17 protein-coding genes and 1 rRNA gene are annotated in these 23,694 nt (G+C 70.3%); 5 read left to right on the forward strand and 13 right to left on the reverse strand.

What is annotated here, in order from left to right:
* Positions 1-255 precede the first annotated feature (255 nt).
* From CRP52_RS09950 to CRP52_RS10000, 10 genes are all read right to left on the reverse strand, one after another.
* Positions 256-1,779 (reverse strand): 16S ribosomal RNA (locus tag CRP52_RS09950).
* Positions 1,780-2,426: 647 nt separating this feature from the next.
* A complete protein-coding gene (locus CRP52_RS09960; RefSeq protein WP_097236064.1) occupies positions 2,427-3,950 on the reverse strand; it encodes a CoA-acylating methylmalonate-semialdehyde dehydrogenase in 1,524 nt (507 codons plus the stop codon).
* A 315-nt stretch (positions 3,951-4,265) separates the two neighbouring features.
* On the reverse strand, positions 4,266-5,039 hold the full coding sequence (locus CRP52_RS09965; protein WP_097236065.1) for a nucleotidyl transferase AbiEii/AbiGii toxin family protein: 774 nt from the start codon (positions 5,037-5,039) through the stop codon (positions 4,266-4,268).
* Positions 5,040-5,107: 68 nt separating this feature from the next.
* A complete protein-coding gene (locus CRP52_RS09970) occupies positions 5,108-5,539 on the reverse strand; it encodes a hypothetical protein (protein WP_097236066.1) in 432 nt (143 codons plus the stop codon).
* Positions 5,540-5,733: 194 nt separating this feature from the next.
* Positions 5,734-7,128 (reverse strand): NAD(P)/FAD-dependent oxidoreductase, encoded by a 1,395-nt coding sequence (locus CRP52_RS09975; protein WP_097236067.1) that lies wholly within the window; start codon positions 7,126-7,128, stop codon positions 5,734-5,736.
* A gap of 61 nt (positions 7,129-7,189) precedes the next feature.
* Positions 7,190-7,993 carry an ABC transporter permease gene (locus CRP52_RS09980; protein WP_097236068.1) on the reverse strand — a complete coding sequence of 268 codons (804 nt, stop codon included), beginning with the start codon at positions 7,991-7,993 and terminating at the stop codon, positions 7,190-7,192.
* Positions 7,993-8,922, reverse strand: a complete 930-nt coding sequence (locus tag CRP52_RS09985) for an ABC transporter permease (RefSeq protein ID WP_097236069.1) — start codon at positions 8,920-8,922, stop codon at positions 7,993-7,995. Before CRP52_RS09985 ends, CRP52_RS09980 begins: the two co-directional genes overlap by 1 nt.
* Positions 8,919-10,061, reverse strand: a complete 1,143-nt coding sequence (locus tag CRP52_RS09990) for an ABC transporter ATP-binding protein (protein ID WP_097236070.1) — start codon at positions 10,059-10,061, stop codon at positions 8,919-8,921. Before CRP52_RS09990 ends, CRP52_RS09985 begins: the two co-directional genes overlap by 4 nt.
* A 46-nt stretch (positions 10,062-10,107) precedes the next feature.
* Positions 10,108-11,367 (reverse strand): polyamine ABC transporter substrate-binding protein, encoded by a 1,260-nt coding sequence (locus tag CRP52_RS09995; protein ID WP_097236071.1) that lies wholly within the window; start codon positions 11,365-11,367, stop codon positions 10,108-10,110.
* Between the two features lie 60 nt (positions 11,368-11,427).
* On the reverse strand, positions 11,428-12,939 hold the full coding sequence (locus tag CRP52_RS10000) for a gamma-aminobutyraldehyde dehydrogenase (protein ID WP_097236072.1): 1,512 nt from the start codon (positions 12,937-12,939) through the stop codon (positions 11,428-11,430).
* A 383-nt stretch (positions 12,940-13,322) separates the two neighbouring features.
* Here CRP52_RS10000 and CRP52_RS10005 point away from each other — a divergent pair, with 383 nt between their 5' ends.
* Complete coding sequence (locus CRP52_RS10005) at positions 13,323-14,978, forward strand: PucR family transcriptional regulator (RefSeq protein ID WP_097236073.1); 1,656 nt, start codon at positions 13,323-13,325, stop codon at positions 14,976-14,978.
* 71 nt (positions 14,979-15,049) lie between these two features.
* Here the strand turns inward: CRP52_RS10005 and CRP52_RS10010 are convergent, their stop codons facing one another.
* The 3 genes from CRP52_RS10010 to CRP52_RS10020 all read right to left on the reverse strand — a co-directional run bounded on the left by CRP52_RS10010 (position 15,050) and on the right by CRP52_RS10020 (position 19,335).
* The gene (locus CRP52_RS10010; RefSeq protein WP_097236074.1) at positions 15,050-16,249 is read right to left on the reverse strand and encodes a polyamine ABC transporter substrate-binding protein; all 1,200 of its coding nucleotides are present in this window, start codon (positions 16,247-16,249) and stop codon (positions 15,050-15,052) included.
* A 67-nt stretch (positions 16,250-16,316) separates the two neighbouring features.
* Positions 16,317-17,675, reverse strand: coding sequence for an aspartate aminotransferase family protein (locus CRP52_RS10015; RefSeq protein WP_097236075.1), 1,359 nt, complete (start codon positions 17,673-17,675; stop codon positions 16,317-16,319).
* Positions 17,676-17,889: 214 nt separating this feature from the next.
* The gene (locus tag CRP52_RS10020) at positions 17,890-19,335 is read right to left on the reverse strand and encodes a gamma-aminobutyraldehyde dehydrogenase (RefSeq protein WP_097236076.1); all 1,446 of its coding nucleotides are present in this window, start codon (positions 19,333-19,335) and stop codon (positions 17,890-17,892) included.
* 299 nt (positions 19,336-19,634) lie between these two features.
* On the opposite strand from CRP52_RS10020, the gene CRP52_RS10025 reads away from it, so the two are divergent.
* The 4 genes from CRP52_RS10025 to CRP52_RS10040 all read left to right on the forward strand — a co-directional run bounded on the left by CRP52_RS10025 (position 19,635) and on the right by CRP52_RS10040 (position 23,686).
* Positions 19,635-20,108, forward strand: a complete 474-nt coding sequence (locus CRP52_RS10025; RefSeq protein WP_030243538.1) for an Lrp/AsnC family transcriptional regulator — start codon at positions 19,635-19,637, stop codon at positions 20,106-20,108.
* Entirely contained in the window at positions 20,105-21,499 is a 1,395-nt protein-coding gene (locus CRP52_RS10030) for an aspartate aminotransferase family protein (protein WP_097236077.1), read from the forward strand. The genes CRP52_RS10025 and CRP52_RS10030 overlap by 4 nt, the downstream gene beginning before the upstream one ends.
* Before the next feature lie 226 nt (positions 21,500-21,725).
* Positions 21,726-22,466, forward strand: coding sequence for an ABC transporter ATP-binding protein (locus tag CRP52_RS10035; protein WP_097236078.1), 741 nt, complete (start codon positions 21,726-21,728; stop codon positions 22,464-22,466).
* Positions 22,467-22,534: 68 nt separating this feature from the next.
* Positions 22,535-23,686 (forward strand): hypothetical protein, encoded by a 1,152-nt coding sequence (locus CRP52_RS10040; protein ID WP_097236079.1) that lies wholly within the window; start codon positions 22,535-22,537, stop codon positions 23,684-23,686.
* Positions 23,687-23,694 lie beyond the last annotated feature (8 nt).

Here is a 23,694-nt window from a genome sequence, read left to right on the forward strand (position 1 = left end):
CAGTTCTCAAACAACGACCAGTCACACACCCTCAACAACCCGAACCGGGCTGCCTCAAGTGAGGCCGGCAACCACTGAGACAACGGTTACCCGTTCCCTCAGGACCCAACAACGTGCCCGACACAGTCAATCCCGGAAGCGTTCCACGCCGAAGCAGTACTAGCAGTCCGATCTCTTCCTGTGCCGAATAGTCAACGTTCCACCCATGAGCGAGCACTCCGGGACATTCGCCCGAAGCTGCTATGTGCTCCTTAGAAAGGAGGTGATCCAGCCGCACCTTCCGGTACGGCTACCTTGTTACGACTTCGTCCCAATCGCTGGTCCCACCTTCGACGGCTCCTCCCCTTACGGGTTAGGCCACCGGCTTCGGGTGTTACCGACTTTCGTGACGTGACGGGCGGTGTGTACAAGGCCCGGGAACGTATTCACCGCAGCATGCTGATCTGCGATTACTAGCAACTCCAACTTCATGGGGTCGAGTTGCAGACCCCAATCCGAACTGAGGCCGGCTTTTTGGGATTCGCTCCGCCTCACGGCATCGCAGCCCTTTGTACCGACCATTGTAGCACGTGTGCAGCCCAAGACATAAGGGGCATGATGATTTGACGTCGTCCCCACCTTCCTCCGAGTTGACCCCGGCAGTCTCCTGTGAGTCCCCATCACCCCGAAAGGCATGCTGGCAACACAGAACAAGGGTTGCGCTCGTTGCGGGACTTAACCCAACATCTCACGACACGAGCTGACGACAACCATGCACCACCTGTATACCGACCACAAGGGGGCACCTGTCTCCAGGTGTTTCCGGCATATGTCAAGCCTTGGTAAGGTTCTTCGCGTTGCGTCGAATTAAGCCACATGCTCCGCTGCTTGTGCGGGCCCCCGTCAATTCCTTTGAGTTTTAGCCTTGCGGCCGTACTCCCCAGGCGGGGAACTTAATGCGTTAGCTGCGGCACCGACGACGTGGAATGTCGCCAACACCTAGTTCCCAACGTTTACGGCGTGGACTACCAGGGTATCTAATCCTGTTCGCTCCCCACGCTTTCGCTCCTCAGCGTCAGTAATGGCCCAGAGATCCGCCTTCGCCACCGGTGTTCCTCCTGATATCTGCGCATTTCACCGCTACACCAGGAATTCCGATCTCCCCTACCACACTCTAGCCTGCCCGTATCGAATGCAGACCCGGGGTTAAGCCCCGGGCTTTCACATCCGACGCGACAGGCCGCCTACGAGCTCTTTACGCCCAATAATTCCGGACAACGCTCGCACCCTACGTATTACCGCGGCTGCTGGCACGTAGTTAGCCGGTGCTTCTTCTGCAGGTACCGTCACTTGCGCTTCTTCCCTGCTGAAAGAGGTTTACAACCCGAAGGCCGTCATCCCTCACGCGGCGTCGCTGCATCAGGCTTGCGCCCATTGTGCAATATTCCCCACTGCTGCCTCCCGTAGGAGTCTGGGCCGTGTCTCAGTCCCAGTGTGGCCGGTCGCCCTCTCAGGCCGGCTACCCGTCGTCGCCTTGGTAGGCCATTACCCCACCAACAAGCTGATAGGCCGCGGGCTCATCCTGCACCGCCGGAGCTTTCCACCCGAGAGCATGCGCTCCCGGGTCATATCCGGTATTAGACCCCGTTTCCAGGGCTTGTCCCAGAGTGCAGGGCAGATTGCCCACGTGTTACTCACCCGTTCGCCACTGATCCACCCCGAAGGGCTTCACCGTTCGACTTGCATGTGTTAAGCACGCCGCCAGCGTTCGTCCTGAGCCAGGATCAAACTCTCCGTGAATGTCTACCCGTAATCGGGCGGCACTCGCGTTGAGCGGCACGGCAACCACCGGAATAGGGTGATCCCGCGCACTGCGTCCTCGCTAGTGTTATTTCAAAAGGAATCTCCAACCCCAGGAAACCTGAGGCCGGGGATGTCAACATATCTGGCGTTGACTTTTGGCACGCTGTTGAGTTCTCAAGGAACGGACGCTTCCTTCGGACCGCCTTCCAGCGGACCCTCCGGGCTTCGTTCTTTCGTGTTCCCAGCTTATCAGATGATTTCCGCTCCGTTTCCGGGGCTTCGTTCATCCAACTCGCCGGTGTCTTCCGGGGTTTGACGCCCCGTCCGACGTTCCAAACTCTAGCCGATCCCCGCTCCGAGAAGCGAATCCAGCCGCAATCCGATAAAATGAACACGCCGAATAACGCCGAGCCGCTGAGCGTAAAAACGCATAAACGACCCAGCCCGAGCCGGGAAGTGGTGTTTCAAGGGATTGGCTGCCCCGGGACCGTCCGCGCCGACGCGTGTCCGGTGCTCCCTGCCAGGCAGCTCGAAGAACTCTACGCGATACGACGGCCGGATGCAAACGATGTGCAAAGCGGCCGGCCGGGCCCCGGCGAGAGGGGCCCGGCCGGCACGCGGGCGGGGCTGCGGGATCAGCGGGATCAGCTGTTGGTCGGGAAGCCCAGGTTGATGCCGCCGTGCGACGGGTCCAGCCAGCGCTGGGTCACGGCCTTGCCGCGGGTGAAGAACTGCACGCCGTCCGGGCCGTACGCGTGGGCGTCGCCGAACAGCGAGGCCTTCCAGCCGCCGAAGGAGTAGTAGGCGACCGGCACCGGGATCGGCACGTTGATGCCGACCATGCCGACCTCCACCTCGAACTGGAAGCGCCGGGCGGCGCCGCCGTCGTTGGTGAAGAGGGCGGTGCCGTTGCCGTACGGGTTGGCGTTGATGAGCGCCAGGCCCTCGTCGTAGGAGGAGACGCGCACCACGGAAAGGACCGGGCCGAAGATCTCGTCGTTGTAGACGGACATGCCGGGCTTGACGTGGTCGAACAGCGTGGGGCCGAGCCAGAAGCCGTCGGCGGTCGGGGTGCCGTCCCTGTCTTCGGCGGTGATCGGGTGCTTGCGGCCGTCCACGGCGAGCTCGGCGCCGTCGGCGACACCGGACTCCACGTAGGAGGTGACCTTGTCGCGGTGCTGGCCGGTGACCAGCGGGCCCATCTCGGAGTCGCCGTTGCAGCCGGGGCCGACCTTCAGGGTGGCGATCCGCTGCTTGATCTTCTCGACCAGCTCGTCGCCGATCGGGTCGACCGCGACCAGGACGGACACCGCCATGCAGCGCTCGCCGGCCGCGCCGAAGCCGGCGTTGACGGCGGCGTCGGCGGCCAGGTCGAGGTCGGCGTCGGGCAGGACCAGCATGTGGTTCTTGGCGCCGCCGAGGGCCTGCACGCGCTTGCCGTAGCGGGTGCCGGTCTCGTAGACGTAGCGGGCGATCGGGGTGGAGCCGACGAAGCTGACGGACTTGATGTCCGGGTGCTCCAGCAGGCGGTCGACGGCGACCTTGTCGCCGTGGACGACGTTGAAGACGCCGTCCGGCAGGCCGGCCTCCTTCCACAGCTCGGCGAGGAAGTTGGCGGCGGACGGGTCCTTCTCCGAGGGCTTCACCACGACGGTGTTGCCGGCCGCGATGGCGATCGGGAAGAACCACATCGGCACCATGGCCGGGAAGTTGAACGGCGAGATGATCGCGACCGGGCCGAGCGGCTGGCGGATCGAGTAGACGTCGATGCCGGTGGAGGCCTGCTCGGTGAAGCCGCCCTTGATGAGCTGCGGGATGCCGCAGGCGTACTCCACGACCTCCAGGCCGCGGGCGATCTCGCCGAGGGCGTCGGAGTGCACCTTGCCGTGCTCCGCCACGATGATCGAGGCCAGCTCCTCACGGCGGGCGTTCAGCAGCTCGCGGAAGGCGAAGAGCACCGTCGACCGCTTGGCGACCGAGGCGGTGCGCCACTCGGTGAACGCCGAGGCGGCGGCGGCGACGGCCTGGTCGACCTCGGCGATCCCGGCGAAGTCGACCTGACCGGCGACCTGGCCGGTGGCCGGGTCGAAGACGTCGCCGCGGCGGGGCGCCGCACCGGCGGTGGCGACCGGCTTGCCGGCGATCCAGTGAATGATGTGCTTGCTCAAGTCCGTCTGCCTCCGAAGTCCCGGGCGGCGTCCTGCCACCGGTCCGGTCTGGCGCCGCCCGCGAGTGGGCCGGGCGACGGGAATTCACGGGGCTACCGCGCTCTCGTCTCCAGTCTGGTGGCCGACCGAGCCGGGCTCAACGAACAGGCTGACGGGGATCCTGGATTCAGCCTTACAGGTCGTCCGGTCACTACTCCGAACGGGTGCGCGCCAGGCGGGATCAAGGCCATCGAGGCACCGAGGCCGCCGGGGCACCGAGGCCGTCGAGGCACCGAGGCCGTCGAGGTACCGAGGCCATCGAAGCACCGAGGCCGCTCAGGCCTCCTCGTCCTCCAGGTACGGATCGTGCAGCCCGTCCGCCGCCTCCTGGGTCTCCAGCAGGTCCAGCCTCAGGTCCTGCGCCCACGCCAGCGCCCACCGCTTCAGCCCGTCCACCGCCCCGGCCGGGACGCCCCGGGCACGGAACCGTCCGTCTGCCGCCTCGGCGAGCGTCTCCAGCCGGTCGGCGAGCGCCGCGGGCTGGAAGTCCTGGTCCAACTCCCCTGCCAGGGCGAGCAGTTCGCCCTCCCGGTAGCAGCGGGTGAGGGCGTGCACGTCGATCAGGTCGCGCGGCATGCCGCGGTCCACGAGCAGCGCGGTGGCCAGCGCCGCCGCGTCCTCCAGGGCGACGACCGGCAGCACCACCGGCGGCTCGTCCGGCCCGTCCGGCCCGGGCGTGCCGAGGTCGAGCCGGACCGGCCGGTGCCCCAGCGGCTCCTTGCGCAGTTCCACCGAGTGCGACCGCCCGCCCAGTGCCAGCCGGACGACCAGCTGTTCCAGCCGCGGCGTGCCCGGCCGCTCGGCGACTCCGCCGCCCGCCGCCCGGTAGGCCTCGCCCAGTGCCTCGGCCACCTCCGGCAGGTCGGCCCCGCCGGTCGCCAGGGTGAGCCCGTCCTGGGCGCAGGCCGCGACGCCGTGGGCGCGCAGCGCGTGCCCGCCGGCCAGGGCGAGGCCGTACCGGTCGCAGACCGGCGCGGCCACGGCGGCGAGGCGCAGCTGCGCGCGGCCCGGTCGCAGGGACGCGTCGACGGTGTGCGGGGCGGTGGTCACACCTCCAGTCTGACGCGACCGCCCGCTCCGCGCGCCACCGCCGGCCCCTCAGGGACGAGTCGCCCGCCTCACCACCCGCTGAGCTCCGCCGCGGCCTCGTGCAGGGCGAGCTCCAGCAGCACCGGGTCGTTGAGCCGCCCGGAGCCGTCGGGCGGGACCAGCCAGCGCACCCCCCGACTGCTGCGCTCGGGGTGCGGGACGACGATCCAGGTGCCCTCCCCCGCGCCGCGCACGCCGGTGCCGACCCAGCGCGCGGCGGTGCCGACCGGCACCAGGAAGTTGACGTGCTCCTCGCCGAAGTCGGTGAGCGCCGGGCCGCGGGAGCCGGTGTCCAGGATCTCCAGCGCCGGGCGCCCGAGCCGTCCGGGGACGGAGAGGACGTCCCAGCGGCGGCCGGCCGGTAGCAGCATCAGGCCCAGCCGGGTGCGCTCCCACTGTTCCCGGAAGGATTCCGGGTCCGGTGCCACCTGGGCGAGCCAGTGCAGTCCGGTGCTCTCCATGTCTGTCCCCGCTTCTTGCCGTTCGTCCTGTTGGGGCGCGGCGGGAAAGGCGAGACCCGCCGTCACCAAGGAGAGGCGGACGGCGGGTCCCTCTTACACGGGTCGCGGACGCGGGAACGAACGGATCGGCGGTCGAAAGCTGCTGCGAGCTGCCCGGAGCTGCGCCGGCCGGGGTCAGCTGCCGCCGGCCGAGGTCAGCTGTCGAAGCCCAGACCCAGCCGGTCGAGCGTGCGCAGCCACAGGTTGCGGTGGCCCCCGTTGCGGTCGGCCCGCTCCAGCGACCGGGTGGTGATCTCGATCCCGGCCCACCGCACCGGCTCGGGCGGGAACGGCAGCGGCTTGCTGCGCACCATCTCCAGCGAGGTGCGCTCGGTGCGCTCGCCCGCGAGCAGGTCGAGCATCACTTCGGCGCCGAAGCGGGTGGCGCCGACGCCGAGCCCGGTGAAGCCGACCGCGTACGCGACCTTGCCCCGGTACGCGGTGTCGAAGAACGCCGAGAACCGGCTGCAGGTGTCGATCGCCCCGCCCCAGGCGTTGGTGAAGCGCAGCCCCTCCAGCTGCGGGAAGCAGCGGAAGAAGTTGCCGGCGAGGGTGCGGAAGGTCTCCGGCCGCTGGTCGTACTCGTGCCGGACGTGGCCGCCGTAGTGGTAGACCGCGTCGTAGCCGCCCCACAGGATCCGGTTGTCGGCGGAGAGCCGGAAGTAGTGGAACTTGTTGGCGCTGTCGCCGAGCCCCTGCCGCCCGCGCCAGCCGATCGAGGCCAGCTGCTCCGCGTTGAGCGGTTCGGTCATCAGCGCGTAGTCGTACACCGGCACGATGTACGGACGGACGCGCTTGAGCAGGGACGGGAACACGTTGGTGCCGAGCGCGACCCGCCGGGCGAAGACCCGCCCGTACGGGGTGCGGGCGGCCATGCCGCTGCCGTGCTCCCGCAGGTCGGTGGCCCGGGTGTGCTCGAAGATCCGCACGCCCAGGCGCACGCAGGCGTCCTTGAGGCCCCAGGCGAGTTTGGCGGGGTGGACCATGGCCACGCCCTCCTTGTCCCAGAGGCCGCCGAGGAAGGTCGGCGAGTTCACCTCGGCGCGCAGCTGGTCGGCGTCCAGGACGGTGATGTCGAGGCCGTACCGGGCGACGGCTTCGGCGACCTCGTGCAGTTCCTCGACCTGGTGCGGCTGGGTGGCCACGTCGATCTCCCCGGTGCGCTCCCATTCGGCGTCGATGCCGTGGCGCTTCAGGGTCTCCTCGATGGCGTCGAGGTTGGCCGCGCCGAGGCGTTCCAGCTGGGCGAGTTCGGAGGGCCAGCGTTCCAGGCCGTTGCCGAAGCCGTGGGTGAGGCTGGCCGCGCAGAATCCGCCGTTGCGCCCGGAGGCGGCCCACCCGACCTCGTTGCCCTCGACCAGCACGACGTCCAGGGCGGGGTCGCGTTCCTTGGCGATGAGGGCGGTCCACAGGCCGGAGTAGCCGCCGCCGACGACCAGCAGGTCGCAGGTGGTGTCGCCCACCAGGGCGGGGAGTGCCGCCGGCCGGCCCGGGTCCTCCAGCCAGAAGGGGGTGGGCCTGGCGTCACTGAGTGCGCGCGCGGAGTCCATGCATTATCAGCCACTTTCCACGGATAGATGACGTTACGAGCCACCGCTGACCGACCGTACGTCAGGCGGTGGCCTTCCTGCGGTTGCCGAGCCACTGGCCGGCGACGGTCAGTGCGACGGCGGCGAGGAACATCGCGGTGCCGATGACGTTCACCTGCACCGGGATGCCGCGTTGCGAGGCGCCCCAGACGAACATCGGGAAGGTGACGGTGGTCGGGCCCGAGTTGAACTGGGTGATGATGAAGTCGTCGAAGGAGAGCGCGAAGCTGAGCAGTGCGCCCGCCGCGATGCCGGGGGCGGCCAGCGGCAGGGTGACCTTGAGGAAGGTCTGGGTGGGGGTCGCGTACAGGTCCTGGGCGGCCTGTTCGAGCCTCGGGTCCATGCTCGTCACGCGCGCCTTGACGGCCGTCACCACGAAGCTGAGGCAGAACATGATGTGCGCGATCAGGATGGTGGTGAAGCCGAACGGGATGCGCATGTTGAGGAAGAGCGTCCCGAGCGAGGCTGCCATGACCACCTCGGGCATGGCCATCGGCAGGAAGATCATCGCGGTGGTGGCCGAGCGGCCGCGGAAGCGGTGGCGGGCCAGTGCGAAGGCGACCATGGTGCCGAGCACGGTGGCGCCGATGGTGGCGAACACCGCGATCTGCAGGCTGAGCGAGAGCGACTGGCACATGTCGGCCACGCCGCAGGGGTTGGTCCAGGCGTCGGTGGAGAACTCGTTCCACTCGTAGTTGAACTTGCCCACCGGCTTGTTGAACGAGAAGGCGAGCACGACCAGGTTGGGCAGCACCAGGTAGGCGAGGGCCAGCAGGCCGGCCAGCACCACGAGGTGGGCGCGGATCCACTTGACGATGCGGGACATCAGACCAGTTCCTCCGTCCCGGCCTTGCGCATGTAGACCGTCACCATGGCCAGGATCAGGGCCATCAGGATGAAGCTCAGCGCAGCTGCCGTGGGGTAGTCGAGCACGTTCAGGAACTGCTTCTGGATGCCGTTGCCGACCATCTGCTCGCTCGGCGAGCCCAGCAGCTGGGCGTTGATGTAGTCGCCGGAGGCCGGGATGAAGGTCAGCAGGGTGCCCGCGACCACGCCCGGCAGCGAGATCGGGAAGGTGACCTTGCGGAAGGTGGTGAACGGGCGGGCGTAGAGGTCGCCGGCCGCCTCGTGCAGGCGGGGGTCGATCCGCTCCAGCGAGGTGTACAGCGGCAGGATCATGAACGGCAGGAAGTTGTACGTCAGTCCGCAGACCACCGCGAGCGGGGTGGCCAGCACCCGGTCGCCGTCGGTGAGGCCGACCAGGTTGGTGAGGTCCAGGACGTGCAGCGCGTTCAGCGCGCCGACCACCGGACCGCCGTCGGACAGGATGGTCTTCCAGGCCAGCGTGCGGATCAGGAAGCTGGTGAAGAACGGCGCGATGACCAGGATCAGGATGACGTTGCGCCAGCGCTTGTTCGCCTTGAAGGCGATCGTGTACGCGAGCGGATAACCGACGGCCAGGCAGAGCACGGTGGCAACGGCGGCGTAGGAGAACGAGCGGACGAAGTGCCACTTGTACTCGACCAGGGCGTCCCAGTAGGTCGAGAGGTGCCAGGTGACCTTGAAGCCCTCTTCGAGCGAACCGGTCTGCAGCGAGGTGGACGCCTGGTAGATCATCGGAACGGCGAAGAAGACGACCAGCCAGGCGATGCCGGGCAGCAGCAGCCAGTACGGAGTGAGCTTGCGCTTCGGCTTCCGCTCCGCCGGTGCCAACGGGATGACCTGCGGCGGCGCGGCCGGGGTGGCGGCGGTCATGCGGCCTCCTCCACGGTGCCCGCGTCGATCGCCTGCGAGGCGTCGAGGGCGAAGGAGTGCGCCGGGTTCCAGTGCAGCCGGACGGCGGCGCCGGGGACGATCCGGGCGTCGCGTTCCATGTTCTGCTCGAAGACGCTGACCTCCTGGCCGCCCTCGGTGCGCACCACGTACTGGGTGGAGACGCCGATGAAGCTGGAGTCGAGGACGGTGCCGGCGAGTTGGTTGCGGCCGTCGGCGACCTCCTCGGAGGCGTGCGTGATGGTGATCTTCTCCGGGCGCACGCCCAGGTGGACGCGCTTGGCGTCGGTGGCGCAGCGGGCCTTCGGCACGGTGAGCCGGGCGCCGGCCGCGCTGAGCAGCAGGTCGCCGCCCGCGGTGCCGGTGACCTCGGCGGGCAGCAGGTTGGACTGGCCGAGGAAGTTGGCCACGAAGGTGGTGGCGGGGTTCTCGTACAGCTCGGCGGGGGCGCCCAGTTGCTCGACCCGGCCGCCGTTCATCACCGCGATGGTGTCGGCCATGGTCATGGCCTCCTCCTGGTCGTGGGTGACGTGCACGAAGGTGATGCCGACCTCGGTCTGGATCCGCTTGAGCTCCAGCTGCATCTGGCGGCGGAGCTTGAGGTCGAGCGCGCCGAGCGGCTCGTCCAGGAGCAGCACCTGCGGGTGGTTGATCAGCGCGCGGGCGACGGCGACGCGCTGCTGCTGGCCGCCGGAGAGCTGGTGGGGCTTGCGCCGGGCGTACTGGCCGAGTTCGACCAGTTCCAGCATGTCGTCGACCTGCTTCTTGACGTCCTTCTTGCCGCGCCGGCGCAGCCCGAAGGCGACGTTCTCGAAGATGTCGAGGTGCGGGAAGAGCGCGTAGCTCTGGAAGACGGTGTTCACCGGCCGCTTGTACGGGGGCAGGGCGGTGACGTCCTGGCCGCCGATCAGGACGGTGCCGCTGGTGGGCTCCTCCAGGCCGGCGATCATGCGCAGGGTGGTGGTCTTGCCGCAGCCGGAGGCGCCGAGCAGGGCGAAGAAGGAGCCCTGGGGGACGGTCAGGTCGAGCGGGTGGACGGCGGTGAAGGAGCCGTAGGTCTTGCCTATGCCGGTGAGCCGGACGTCGCCGCCGGCGGCCGCGTCTCGCTGCTGGTCTGTCATGGGGTGGTGTCTTCCTGGGTCTCTGCGGTTCTGCCGGGACGGGGGGTCAGGCGCCGATGAGCTTGGAGAACTTCTGCTCGAAGTCGCTCTCCTCGCTCTCGGTGAGGGTGCGGAACACGTGCGCCTTGGCCGCCATCTCGGGGGTGGGTACGACCAGCGGGTTGGCCGCGGTGTCCGGGGCGAGGGCGGCGAGCTCGTCCTTCATCCCCGTGACGGCGGAGACGTAGCCGATGCCCGCGACCAGCTGCGCCGCGATCTTCGGCTGATAGTAGAAGTCGATCAGCTTTTCCGCGTTCGTCTTGTGCTGCGCCTTGGCCGGAACCAGCAGGTTGTCGGTCGAGGCGATGAACCCCTGCTCCGGGACGACGAACTCGATGTCCGGGTTGTCGGCGCGCAGTTGGATCAGGTCGCCACCCCAGGCGACGCAGGCCGCGATGTCGCCGGAGGACAGCTCCTGGCCGTAGTCGTTGCCGGTGAAGCGGCGGATCTGCTTGCTGTCGACGGCCTTCTGCACCCGGGCGATCGCGGCGTCGAAGTCGTCGGCGGTGAACTTCGCCGGGTCCTTGCCCATGTCCAGCAGGACCATCCCGATGCTGTCGCGCATCTCGGAGAGGAAGGTGACCCGGCCCTTGAGCTCGGGGTCGTCCAGCAGCTGGGAGACGCTGGTGACCTCCCTCCCCTTGGTCGCCTTCTTGTTGTACGCGACGACGACCTGGATGCCGGCCCACGGGTAGGAGTAGAGCCGGCCCGGATCCCAGTCGGGGGCGCGGAAGCGGGCCTCGACGTTGGTGATCGCGGTGGTGACGTTCGCCGGGTTGAGCTTCTGCACCCAGCCGAGCCGGATCAGCCGGGCGGCCATCCAGTCGGTGAGCACCATCAGGTCGCGGCCGGTGTCCTCGCCGGAGGCGAGCTGCGGCTTGATCTTGCCGAAGAACTCGACGTTGTCGTTGACGTCCTCGGTGTACTTGACCTTGATCCCGGTGGCCTGGGTGAAGGCGTCCAGGGTACCGTGCTTCTCCTTGTCCTTCTCGTCGGTGTCCACGTACAGCGGCCAGTTGGAGAAGCTGACTTCCTTCTCCGTGCCCGAGAGGTCCTTGGCGGCGTTCGCGGTGGCGTCGCCGGTCGCCCGGGGCGCCGCCGGGATGCCGCAGGCGGCCAGGGTGCCCGCTCCGGCGGTCAGCGCGGCGGCGCGCAGCAGGGTGCGGCGCCCGAGTGCGGCCCGGCCGCTGGTCAGGCTGCGTTCCCAGGCCCTGCGGACCGGTTCGGGCAGACCGTCGGTGAGCTCGTTGAACGCCTTGAACGTCATGGAACGGGCCTCCTGGGGAGGGAGAGGGGGCGCGTGGGGGGGGCGCCCCGGTCCGGGGGGTTATCTGTCTCCGAAGACGGTGCGGTGCCAGTCCTTGCGGGCCACCGCGGTGGTGTCGAACATGACGTGTTTGACCTGGGTGTACTCGTCCAGCGAGTACTGGGACATGTCCTTGCCGTAGCCGGACGCCTTGTAGCCGCCGTGCGGCATCTCGCTGATGATCGGGATGTGGTCGTTGACCCAGACGCACCCGGCGGCGAGCTCCCGGGTGGCGCGCAGCGAGCGGTGCACGTTGCCCGTCCAGGCGGAGGCGGCCAGGCCGTACGGGGTGTCGTTGGCCAGCCGCAGGCCCTCGTCGTCGCCGTCGAAGGGCAGCACGACCAGCACCGGGCCGAAGATCTCGCCCTGGACGACCTCGCTGTCCTGGGCCGCGCCGGTGATCAGGGTCGGCGGGTAGTACGCGCCCCGGGTGAGGTCGGTGCCGTCGTGGCCCTTCGCCGGCGCGCGGCCGCCGGTGACCACGGTGGCGTACGAGCGGGCGCGCTCCACGAAGCCGGCCACCCGGTCCCGGTGGGTGTACGAGACCAGCGGGCCGAGGTCGGTGTGCGGGTTCAGCGGGTCGCCGATCCGGATCGCCGCGAACAGCTCGGCCACCCCGGCCACGAACGCGTCGTACAGCGGGCGCTGGACGTACGCGCGGGTCGCGGCCGTGCAGTCCTGGCCGCCGTTGATCAGCGAGGCGGCGACCGCGCCGTGCACGGCGGCGTCCAGGTCGGCGTCGTCGAAGACCACGAACGGGGCCTTGCCGCCGAGCTCCAGGTGGGTGCGCTTGACGCTCGCAGTGGCGAGTTCGGCGACCCGCCTGCCGACCGCGGTGGAGCCGGTGAAGGACACCATCGCGACGTCCGGGTGTCCGACCAGGTGCTCGCCGGCGGTGCGCCCGGCGCCGGTGACCACGTTGACCACGCCGTCCGGGATGCCCGCCGCGGTGCACGCCGAAGCGAACATCAGCGAGGTCAGCGGAGTCAGCTCGGCCGGCTTGAGCACGATGGTGTTGCCCGCCGCGATCGCCGGGAGGATCTTCCAGGCGGCCATCTGCAGCGGGTAGTTCCACGGCGAGATCGAGCCGACCACGCCGATCGCCTCGCGCCGGACGTAGGAGGTGTGGTCGCCGGAGTACTCGCCGGCCGCCTTGCCCTCCAGGTTGCGGGCGGCGCCGGCGAAGAACGCGGCGTTGTCGATGGTGCCGGGCACGTCGAACTCGGTGGCGAGCTTGACCGGCTTGCCGGTCTGCGCGGTCTCCACCCGGGCGAGCTCCCCGGAGGCCTCGGTCAGCACCGCGGCCAGCCGGGTCAGCGCCTCGGAACGCGCACCGGGGGTGGCCGAGGACCAGCCCGGCAGGGCGGCCCTTGCCGCTGCGACGGCCGCGTCGACGTCCTCGGTGGTGGCCAGGGAGACCTGCTCGACCACGCTGCCGTCGGCGGGGTTGACGACCTGGAAGGCCTCGCCGCCGCCCCGGGTCCGGCGGCCCGCGATGTGCTGCGCGCCTGCGCCGAAGTCGGTCAGGTCCATCTGGTTCCTCCAAGTGCCGGTGGTACGACTGCGCAGGGCCGTAGCGCGCTTCCGCGGTAGCGGAGTCCGCCGTGTCGATCACTGGGGGTTGCGCGATCCTGACAGCCCGGCGGGGTTCCTAGCAAGGGATTCCGCGGTTGCTTTCCGGTCACGCGACGGATTCCTGTGCAGGATCGGTTTTCCGCCACGGCTGACCCGCTGACCATGCCCGTTGCCGCCGGGGCGTGACAAGGGTCACTGCGGCAATCTCGGTACGAAGCGCCTTACAGGGTGCAAGGGTGCGGGCAGGGCAACAGGTCGTCGCGGCGATGGATGATTCACCTGACACCCTGAATAGCCCGAACCCTGGATAGCCCGAACCCACACGGTCCTGGAGGCCCGCGATGCTCCCCACCGTCGCCCGCGTACTCGACCTGGAGGTGATGCGGCGCGGCCTGCCCCAGGTCGTGGCCGGCGCCGACCACCTGGAGCGCCCGGTCCGCTGGGTCCACGTCAGCGAGCTGCCCGACGTCGCCGGAATGCTCCGCGGCGGCGAGCTGGTGCTGACCACCGGCATCGCGCTGCCCGAGGACCGCGAGGGCCTGGCCCGCTACGTCCGCGAGCTGGACGAGGTCGGGGTCGCCGGCCTGGTCGTCGAGTTCGGGCGGCGCTACTTCGACGCGCTCCCCCGCGCCCTGGTCAACGCCGCCGAGCAACGCGGGCTGCCGCTGATCACGCTCCGCCGCGAACTGCGCTTCGTCGCCGTCACCGAGGCCGTGCACGCCCTGGTGGTCAACGCCCAGCTGGAGCAGCTGCGCATCTCCGAGTCCGTGCACCAGGTGTTCAACGAGCTGGTGGTGGAGGGCGCCGAGCCGCCCGAGGTGATCCGGCAGGTCGCCCGGATGGCGGGCGCGCCGGTCGTCCTGGAGAACCTGGCGCACCAGGTGCTGGCCCACGACACCGCCGGACGCCCGGAGGCCGAGGTACTGGAGGACTGGGAGCGCCGCTCGCGCGGGGTGCGCCCGTCCGGCCGCACCGGGCACGACCCGCGCAGCGGCTGGCTGGTCACCACCGTCGGCGCCCGCGGCCAGGACTGGGGCCGGCTGGTGCTGGTCCAGGAGCCCGGCCCGCTGCCCGAGGGCGAGACCCACCCGCACGCCATGCTCCTGGAACGCGGCGCCTCCGCGCTGGCGCTCAACCGGCTGGTGGTCCGCGACCGGGAGTCCCTGGAGCGGCAGACCCACCGCACCCTGCTCTCCGGCATCCTCACCCACGCCCTGACCGTCTCCGAGGCGGCGCTGCGCGCCCAGGCGCTCGGCGTCCCGCTGGAGGGCCGACGGCTGGTCGGCGTGGTGCTGCGCCAGCGGCGCGGGCCGATCCCGGCCGCGCTGGAGGCACAGGCCCGGCTGCGCGACTTCACCGAGCTGGCCGCGGGCGCGGCCCGGGCCGCCCGGCTCTCCGCCCTGGTCGGCGCGCTGGACGACGAGGCCGTCGGCCTGTTGATCTCGCTCGGCGCCCAGCAGGAGGAGCACGCCTCGCTGGACGCCTTCTCGGCCACCCTGCGCCGGATGTCGGCCGAGGCCGGCCGGGAGGGCGGCGACCCGGCCGCCCCGGTGGTCGCGGTCGGCTCCTCGGTCGGATCGGTCCGCGACGCCCGGCGCACCCTGCTGGAGGCCACCCAGGTCGCCGACGCCGCGCTGCACGACGTGCCCGGCGGCGGCCGCACCTCCTCCTACTACCGGCTGCCGGACGTCCGGCTGCGCGGCCTGCTCCACCTGCTGCGCGACGACGCCCGGCTGCAGACCTACGTGGAGCGAGAGCTGGGCCCGCTGCTGGCCCACGACGCCGAGCACAACGGCCAGTTGGTGCAGATGCTGCGGATCTACCTGGAGCAGGGCCGGAACAAGTCGGCCGCGGCGGACGCCGCCCACCTGTCCCGGCCGTCCTTCTACGACCGGCTGCACAAGGTCGAGCGGATCCTCGGCGTGGACCTGGACCAGGTGGAGTCCTGCCTGTCCTTGCACGTGGCGCTGCTCGCCCTGGACGCCGTCCGCCGCTGAGCCCAGGGGGCCGCGCTCCGGTTGCCGTCACACCCCGGCGGATCACACCCCGCGGATCACAACACGGCGGATCACACCCCGGTGATGCGCCCCCAGACCTTGTGCAGCTGCGGCCGCTCGGCCGAGGTGACGTCGCGCATGGTGTGCAGCCGGGCCCGCATCTCCTCGGTCGGGAACACCAGCGGGTTCTCGGCGAGTTCGGCCTTCTCCTTGTCGCCGCTGGCCGCCAGCACCTCGCGGGCGGCCGGCACCGGACAGATGTACTGGACGAACGCGGCGAGTTCGGCGGCCACTTCGGGCTGGTAGTAGTAGTCGATCAGCGCCTCGGCGTTGCGCTTGTGGACGGCCCGGTTGGGGATCATCAGGCTCTCCGCCCACAGTTCGCCGCCCTCCTCGGGCACCACGAACTCGATGTCCGGGTTCTCGGCGGTGAGTTGGACGGCGTCGCCGGAGTAGGCCTGGCAGGCGAGGGCCGCCCCGGAGGCGAGGTCGCTGGTGTAGTCGTTGCCGGTGAAGCGGCGGACGTGGCCGGTGTCGACCATCTTCTGCACCAGGTCCATCGCCTTGTCCGCGTCGTCCCCGGTGAACCTGGCGAGGTCCGCGCCCTGGGAGAGCATCAGCAGCCCGAGCGCCTCGTCCAGCCCGGCGAACAGCGTGACCCGGCCCTTGAGTTCAGGCGCCCACAGGTCGGCGGTGGACTTGATCTCCCGGCCGAGCGCCTTGCGGTTGTAGGCGATGCCGGTGATCCCGGACTGCCAGGGCACGCTGCGCCGGCGCCCGGGGTCGAAGGCCGGGTCGGCGAGCTGCGGGTCCAGGTTGGCGGTCACGTGGGGCAGGTTGGCCCGGTCCATGGCCTGCACCCAGCCGAGCGAGACGTACCGCCCGGCCATCCAGTCGCTGACCACCATCAGGTCCCGGCCGGGGTCGGCGCCCTGGGTGAGCACCGGGCTGATCTTGCCGAAGAACTCGTCGTTGTCGTTGATGTCCTCGGTGTAGGTGACCGCGATCCCGGTGCTGGCGCTGAAGGCGTCCAGGGTCGGTCGGCCGCCCTGGTCGTCGGTGTCGATGTACTGCGTCCAGTTGGAGAAGGCGAGCCTCCGGTCGCTCTCCGAACGGTCCGGTGCCGAGCGGCGGTCCTCGGGGACGTACGCGGACGGGATCCCGCAGCCGGTCAGTGTGCCGGCACCGAGCAGCGCCGCCCCGCCGAGCACGGAACGTCGGCGCACAGTACGGGAGTCGGACGAACGGCGGGTCAGGGTGGAGCTGGACATGGGGAGCCTTCCGGAGCGTGGGACGGCCCCGGCACGCGCGGGCGCCGGGGCCGTCCTGGGAGGTACGTCAGACAGTGTGCGCGTCGGTGAGCGACAGCACCTCGTCCAGCACCGCGAGGCCGGTCTTGGCCTCCTCCTCGGTGACGGTGCACGGCGGGACGACGTGGAAGCGGTTCATGTTGACGAACGGCCAGAGCCCGCGCTGCTTGCAGGCCGCGGCCAGCTCGGCCATCGGTGCGTTGGCGGCGCCGGCGGCGTTGTACGGCACCAGCGGCTCGCGGGTCTCCCGGTCCTTCACCAGGTCGAGCGCCCAGAACACGCCGAGGCCGCGGACCTCGCCGATCGAGGGGTGCCGCTCGGCCAGCTCGCGCAGCCCGGGGCCGAGCACCGTCTCGCCGATGTGCTTGGCGTTCTCGACGATGCCCTCCTCCGCCATGGCGTTGATGGTGGCCACCGCCGAGGCACAGGCCAGCGGGTGGCCGGAGTAGGTGAGCCCGCCGGGGAACGGCCGCTCGGCGAAGGTGGCAGCGATCTCGGCGCTGATCGCCACGCCGCCCAGCGGCACGTAACCGGAGTTGACGCCCTTGGCGAAGGTGAGCAGGTCCGGGGTGACGCCCCAGTGGTCGGCGGCGAACCACTCGCCGGTGCGGCCGAAGCCCGCCATCACCTCGTCGAGGATGAACACGATGCCGTACCGGTCGCAGATCTCCCGCACCCCGGCCAGGTAGCCCGGCGGCGGGACCAGGATGCCCGCGGTGCCGACCACGGTCTCCAGGATGACCGCCGCGACGGTGCCCGGCCCCTCGAACGCGATCACCTCCTCCAGGTGCCGCAGCGCGCGCTCGCACTCCTGCGCCTCGTTCTCGGCGTGGAAGTTGGAGCGGTAGGCGTACGGGCCCCAGAAGTGCACCACGCCGGAGACGCCGATCTCGTTGGCCCAGCGCCGCGGGTCGCCGGTCAGGGCGATCGCGTTGGCGGTGGCGCCGTGGTACGAGCGGTAGGTGGACAGGACCTTCTGCCGGCCGGTGTGCAGCCGGGCCAGCCGGATGGCGTTCTCGTTGGCCTCGGCGCCGCCGTTGGTGAAGAAGATCTTGTCCAGGTCGCCCGGGGTGCGCTCGGCGACCAGCCGGGCGGCCTCGCTGCGCGCCTCGACCGCGAAGCCGGGGGCGATGGTGCAGAGCTTCGCCGCCTGCTCCTGGATCGCGGCGACCACCTTCGGGTGCTGGTGGCCGATGTTGGTGTTGACCAGCTGCGAGGAGAAGTCGAGGTAGCGGTTGCCGTCGTAGTCCCAGAAGTACGAGCCCTCGGCGCCGGCCACCGCGAGGGGGTCGATCAGCGCCTGGGCGGACCACGAGTGGAAGACGTGCGCGCGGTCGGCGGCCTTGACCGCCTGGCCGGTGGCTGAGTCAGCGGTGGGGATGCTCATGCCGGTAAGGCTAGGGCCGGTCGTCCCCGAAGGGCAGTTTCATCTTGTCAGCCGGTCACCCGATCCGTCGACAGGATGCAAAGACACAGGGCCCGGGGCGAAAAGCCCCGGGCCCATGGTCAGTTCATACCAGCACTCAGATCGCGGTCATACCCCGCCCGACGGTCACGACCCGCTAGATCGCGGTCATACCCCGCCCGACGGTCACGACCCGCTAGATCGCGGTCATGACGTGCTTCACGCGGGTGTAGTCCTCGAAGCCGTACGACGACAGGTCCTTGCCGTAGCCGGACTTCTTGAAGCCGCCGTGCGGCATCTCGGCGACCAGCGGGATGTGGGTGTTGATCCAGACGCAGCCGAAGTCCAGGCGGCGCGACATCCGCATGGCGCGGGCGTGGTCCTTGGTCCACACCGAGGAGGCCAGCGCGAACTCGACGCCGTTGGCGTACTCGACGGCCTGGTCCTCGTCGGTGAACTTCTGCACGGTGATGACCGGGCCGAAGACCTCGTTCTGGATGATCTCGTCGTCCTGGTTCAGGCCGGAGACGACGGTCGGGGCGTAGAAGTAGCCCTTGTCGCCGACCTGGTGGCCACCGGCCTCGACCTTGGCGTGGGCGGGCAGCCGCTCGATGAAGCCGGCCACCTGCTTCAGCTGGTTGGCGTTGTTCAGCGGGCCGTACAGCACGTCCTCGTCGTCCACGCCGCCGGTCTTGGTCTCGGCCGCGGCCTTGGCCAGCGCCTCGACGAAGGCGTCGTGGATCGACTCGTGCACCAGCACGCGGGTGGCGGCCGTACAGTCCTGGCCGGCGTTGAAGTAGCCCGCCACCGAGATGCCCTCGACGGCCTCGGCGATGTCGGCGTCCTCGAAGACCACGACCGGGGCCTTGCCGCCCAGCTCCAGATGGACGCGCTTGACGTCCTTGGAGGCCGACTCGGCGACCTGGATGCCGGCCCGGACCGAACCGGTGATGGAGGCCATCGCCGGCGTCCGGTGCTCGACCATCAGCTTGCCGCTCTCGCGGTCGCCGCAGATGACGTTGAAGATGCCGGCCGGCAGCTCCAGCTCCTTGAGGACGCCGCCGATGATCTCGGCCAGCAGCACGGTGGAGGCCGGGGTGGTGTCCGAGGGCTTCAGCACGACGGTGTTGCCCGCGGCGATGGCCGGGGCGAACTTCCAGACGGCCATCATCATCGGGTAGTTCCACGGGGCGACCTGGGCGCAGACGCCGACCGGCTCGCGGCGGATGATCGAGGTCATCCCGTCCATATACTCACCGGCGGCCTTGCCCTCCAGCAGGCGGGCGGCACCGGCGAAGAACCGGATCTGGTCCACCATCGGGCCGATCTCCTCGGAGAGGGTCAGCCCGCGGGGCTTGCCGGTGTTGCGCACCTCGGCGTCGACGATCTCGTCGGCCCGGGCCTCGACCGCGTCGGCGATCTTGAGCAGCAGCTTCTGCCGGGTGCTCGGGGTGGCGTCGCGCCAGATCGGGAACGCGGCGGCGGCGGAGGCCATGGCGGCGTCCACGTCCGCGGCACCGGACAGCGGCGACGTCGCGTACACCTCGCCGGTGGTCGGGTCCACGATGTCGAGCGTGCGGCCGTCAGCCGCGTCGACGAACTCACCATTGATGTAGTTGCGCAGCGTACGAAGGTCGCTCACGGGGTCTCTCCTCGGTCTGGGCCTGCGGCATTGCAGATTCCGGCGCCATGGTACGTCGGCGGGTCCGGCGTACGAAGGGTGCCGAGTGGCCGGGCCCGAAACGGCGCGGTCCACTGGTGGCGGTACGCGCCGCATCCCGCGGGGCCGCGCGCGTACCGTGCCAGGGTAGCCGCACCACTGCCGTAATCGACAGGCCAAGTGGATGTACGCGATGAAATCCGTACGCGTTTTCCAAGATCGCGACGAAATCAGCAGCTTCCAAGCTTGCGAACGCCGAATCGATCAGGCACAGTGGCCGCGTGGCCAACCGCGACCGGAACGCCAGCGTTCCCCTCGACGCCGCCTCCAAGGCGATCATCGAGCAGCTCCAGGAGGACGGGCGCCGCCCGTACGCCGCCATCGGCAAGGCCGTCGGCCTGTCCGAGGCAGCCGTACGGCAGCGCGTCCAGAAGCTGCTCGACCAAGGCGTGATGCAGATCGTCGCCGTCACGGACCCGCTCACCGTCGGCTTCACCCGCCAGGCGATGGTCGGCATCCGGGTCGAGGGCGACATCGAGCCCGTCGCCGACGCGCTGGCCGCCCTCGACGAGGTCGACTACGTCGTCTGCACCGCAGGCTCGTTCGACCTTCTGGCCGAACTGGTCTGCGAGGACGACGAGCACCTGCTCGAACTGATCAACAAGCGCATCCGCGCCCTTCCCGGCGTGCGGAGCACCGAGAGCTTCGTTTACCTGAAGCTCCGGAAACAGACCTACACCTGGGGCACCCGATGACAGCCGACCCGGCGCAGAAGGACCTTTCCAAGACCGCCTACGACCACCTGTGGATGCACTTCACCCGCATGTCGTCGTACGAGAACTCCCCCGTGCCGACGATCGTCAAGGGCGAGGGCACCTACATCTGGGACGACAAGGGCCGGAAGTACATCGACGGCCTGGCCGGCCTGTTCGTCGTGCAGGCCGGTCACGGCCGCACCGAGCTCGCCGAGGTCGCCGCCAAGCAGGCCAAGGAACTCGCGTTCTTCCCGATCTGGAGCTACGCGCACCCCAAGGCCGTCGAGCTGGCCGAGCGCCTGGCCAACTACGCCCCGGGCGACCTGAACAAGGTCTTCTTCTCCACCGGTGGCGGCGAGGCCGTCGAGACCGCCTGGAAGCTCGCCAAGCAGTACTTCAAGCTGATCGGCAAGCCGACCAAGTACAAGGTCATCTCCCGCGCCATCGCCTACCACGGCACCCCGCAGGGCGCGCTGTCCATCACCGGCCTGCCGGGCCTGAAGGCCCCGTTCGAGCCGCTGGTGCCGGGCACCCACAAGGCCCCGAACACCAACATCTACCGCGCCCCGCACTACCTTGAGGGCCCCGACGGCACCGTCGACCCCGAGGCGTACGGCCGCTGGTGCGCCGACCAGGTCGAGGAGGCGATCCTCTTCGAGGGCCCCGAGACCGTCGCCGCCGTCTTCGTCGAGCCGGTGCAGAACGCCGGTGGCTGCTTCCCGCCGCCGCCCGGCTACTTCCAGCGCCTGCGCGAGATCTGTGACCGCCACGACGTGCTGATGGTCTCGGACGAGGTCATCTGCGCCTTCGGCCGCCTCGGCACCATGTTCGGCGCCGACAAGTTCGGCTACGTGCCGGACATGATCACCTGCGCCAAGGGCATGACCTCGGGCTACTCCCCGATCGGCGCCACGATCATCTCGGACCGCATCGCCGAGCCGTTCTACAAGGGTGACAACACCTTCCTGCACGGCTACACCTTCGCCGGCCACCCGGTCTCCTCGGCCGTGGCGCTCGCCAACCTCGACATCTTCGAGCGCGAGGGCCTCAACCAGCACGTGCTCGACAACGAGTCGCGCTTCCTGGGCACCCTGAGCAAGCTGCGCGACCTGCCGATCGTCGGCGACGTCCGCGGCAACGGCTACTTCTACGGCATCGAGCTCGTGAAGGACAAGATCACCAAGGAGTCCTTCAACGACGAGGAGACCGAGCGCGTGCTCTACGGCTTCCTCTCGAAGGCTCTCTTCGACAACGGCCTGTACTGCCGCGCCGACGACCGTGGCGACCCGGTCGTCCAGCTGGCCCCGCCGCTGATCTCCGACCAGTCGACCTTCGACGAGATCGAGCAGATCCTGCGGACCAGCCTCACCGACGCGTGGGCGAAGCTCTGATCCCCTGAGCCCTCTTCCCCACCCTCCGCCGAAGGGCGGTCCCGCTCCCGCGGGGCCGCCCTTCGGCGTTCACACCACCGTCACCGAACATCACAGTCGTACGACCAAACATGCCTGAATGCGGGTGATTTGCCCGTGATGGACCAGTGCGCCGCAACCGCGACCCGCCACGGTCGTTCTAATCTGACGACTGTCATATCCCTGCGGCCACCCAGGATGGAACCTCATGTCAGCGGCACCGCCTGACAACGACGTGCTGTGGGCCCGGGGGATCGTCAAGTCCCATCACAGCACCCCCGCCCTGCGCGGCATCTCGCTCGGCGTCCGCGAGGGCGAGGTACTCGCCGTCACCGGCCCGCGCGGCTCCGGCAAGAGCACCCTGCTCGGCTGCCTCTCCGCCCGGCTCCCGGTCGACGAGGGCGAGGTCTGGTTCAACAGCGCCCCCGTGCACACCCTCAACCGGGCCGGCCGCGAACGGCTGCGCCGCGACCGCTTCGGCTTCGTCGGCTCCGAGCCGCAGCTCGTCCCCGAACTGACGGCCCGGGAGAACGTCGCCCTGCCCCTGCTGCTCGCCGGGGCCGGCAACAAGGCCGCGTACACCGCCGCCGACGAGTGGCTGGAGCGCCTGGACGTCGGCGACTTCGCCAGGCACCGCCCCGACCGGCTGGTCCAGAGCCAGCGCCAGCGGGTCGCCGTCGCCCGCGCCCTCGCCCCGCAGCCGCCCGTCGTCTTCGCCGACGACCCCACCGCCCCGCTGCACCGCGAGGCCGCCGACCAGGTCCTGCGGATACTGACCAGCGCCGCCCGCTCGCACCAGCTCACCCTCGTCCTGGCCACCCACGACCCCGAACTCGTCCGGTTCGCGGACCGCGCCGTCGCCCTCGTCGACGGCCGGCTCACCGCCCCCGCCGCCCCCGTCCCGCGCGGGACCACCGGAGCACCCGCCGTCACGGCCACCCGCCTCTGACGACGGACGACACCGAGCCGTTGACGACACCGTGCCGCTGACGACGCCGAGCCGCTGAAAGAGTCGCCGTGTTCTATCTCCGTCTGGCCCGGGGCTACCGGGCGCCCGACCTCGGCCGCTGGCTGCTCACCACACTGGCCGCCGCCGTGGTGGCCGCCTTCCTGCTGCGCTCCCTCGGCCGGGCCATGAGCGACCCGCTCGGCGGTGCCGACCCGCTGGTCCGGCTGCTCTGGTGCCTGCCCCCGCTCGCCGCCGTCGCCTGGTTCGCCGCCGTCGCCGCCCGCTCGGTCCCCGCCCGGCGGCCCGAGCGGATCGCCGGCCTCACCGCCGCCGGGGCCGGCTCCCGCCGGATCCGGGCCCTGATCGCCGGCGAGGTCGCCCTCGCCTGCACCCTCGGCAGCGTGCTCACCCTGCTGGTCTTCCTGGTACTGCGCAACGACATCGCCGGGCCCTCACTGGCCCCCGACCTCGGCATGGGCGTCCCGCTGCCGGCCGCCGCACCGGTCACCCTGCTCGCCCTGGTCCCGCTCACCGCCGGCATCGCCGCCGCCTGCGCGGTGCCCGTCACCGAGGACCTGCCCGGCGGCCGCACCCACCACCGCACCGGCTTCGGCGTCTGGCGGATCGCGCTGCCGATCGGAGTGAGCGTGATCGGCGCGGCCCTCGAACTCATCGCGCTGCGGCCCGGAGCCCCCGCCGACGGCCGCCCGATCCACCTGCCCGCCGGGCTCGGCACCACCAGCACCGCCGCCCTCGGCGGCTGGGCGGCCGGCGCACTGGGCCTCGCCCTGCTCACCGGCCCGCTGCTGGCCTGGGCCGGACGGCTGCTCGCCCTCGGCCGGCCCACCCCGCTACGGCTGCTGGCCGGCCGCGGGCTCACCGCCCAGGCCCCCCGCCTCGGCGCGCCGCTGGCCGTCCTCACCCTGGCCGTCGCGCTGGTGCTCACCACCATCCGCTACTGGATCGGCACCCCCGGCAGCGCCGACGCCCTGCCCGCCGTCGAGGCCTGCCTGGTGCTCGGCTGCGCGGCCGCCGCGGTGATCGCCCGGCTGGCCGAGGTCCGCACCGACCGCCGGGACGTCACCGAGGTGCTGCTGCGCCTCGGCACCTCGCCCCGGCTGCTGTTCGGCGCGGTCGCACTGCGCACCCTGGCCGTCGGCACGACGCTGCTGCTGACCGGCGGGGCGACCGCCGCGCTGGCGGCCGCCGGTCTGCGCTGACCGCTCCG

The organism is Streptomyces sp. 1331.2, from assembly GCF_900199205.1.
GTDB lineage: Bacteria > Actinomycetota > Actinomycetes > Streptomycetales > Streptomycetaceae > Kitasatospora.

Bases quoted from the DNA above. Each gene is read 5' to 3' on its own strand.
- CRP52_RS10005 (WP_097236073.1), top strand. From the start codon at position 13,323: ATGCTCCCCACCGTCGCCCGCGTACTCGACCTGGAGGTGATGCGGCGC.
- CRP52_RS10015 (WP_097236075.1), bottom strand. From the start codon at position 17,675: ATGAGCATCCCCACCGCTGACTCAGCCACCGGCCAGGCGGTCAAGGCC.
- CRP52_RS10000 (WP_097236072.1), bottom strand. From the start codon at position 12,939: ATGGACCTGACCGACTTCGGCGCAGGCGCGCAGCACATCGCGGGCCGC.
- CRP52_RS10035 (WP_097236078.1), top strand. From the start codon at position 21,726: ATGTCAGCGGCACCGCCTGACAACGACGTGCTGTGGGCCCGGGGGATC.
- CRP52_RS10030 (WP_097236077.1), top strand. From the start codon at position 20,105: ATGACAGCCGACCCGGCGCAGAAGGACCTTTCCAAGACCGCCTACGAC.
- CRP52_RS09980 (WP_097236068.1), bottom strand. From the start codon at position 7,993: ATGTCCCGCATCGTCAAGTGGATCCGCGCCCACCTCGTGGTGCTGGCC.
- CRP52_RS09990 (WP_097236070.1), bottom strand. From the start codon at position 10,061: ATGACAGACCAGCAGCGAGACGCGGCCGCCGGCGGCGACGTCCGGCTC.
- CRP52_RS09985 (WP_097236069.1), bottom strand. From the start codon at position 8,922: ATGACCGCCGCCACCCCGGCCGCGCCGCCGCAGGTCATCCCGTTGGCA.
- CRP52_RS09995 (WP_097236071.1), bottom strand. From the start codon at position 11,367: ATGACGTTCAAGGCGTTCAACGAGCTCACCGACGGTCTGCCCGAACCG.
- CRP52_RS10010 (WP_097236074.1), bottom strand. From the start codon at position 16,249: ATGTCCAGCTCCACCCTGACCCGCCGTTCGTCCGACTCCCGTACTGTG.
- CRP52_RS09970 (WP_097236066.1), bottom strand. From the start codon at position 5,539: ATGGAGAGCACCGGACTGCACTGGCTCGCCCAGGTGGCACCGGACCCG.
- CRP52_RS09975 (WP_097236067.1), bottom strand. From the start codon at position 7,128: ATGGACTCCGCGCGCGCACTCAGTGACGCCAGGCCCACCCCCTTCTGG.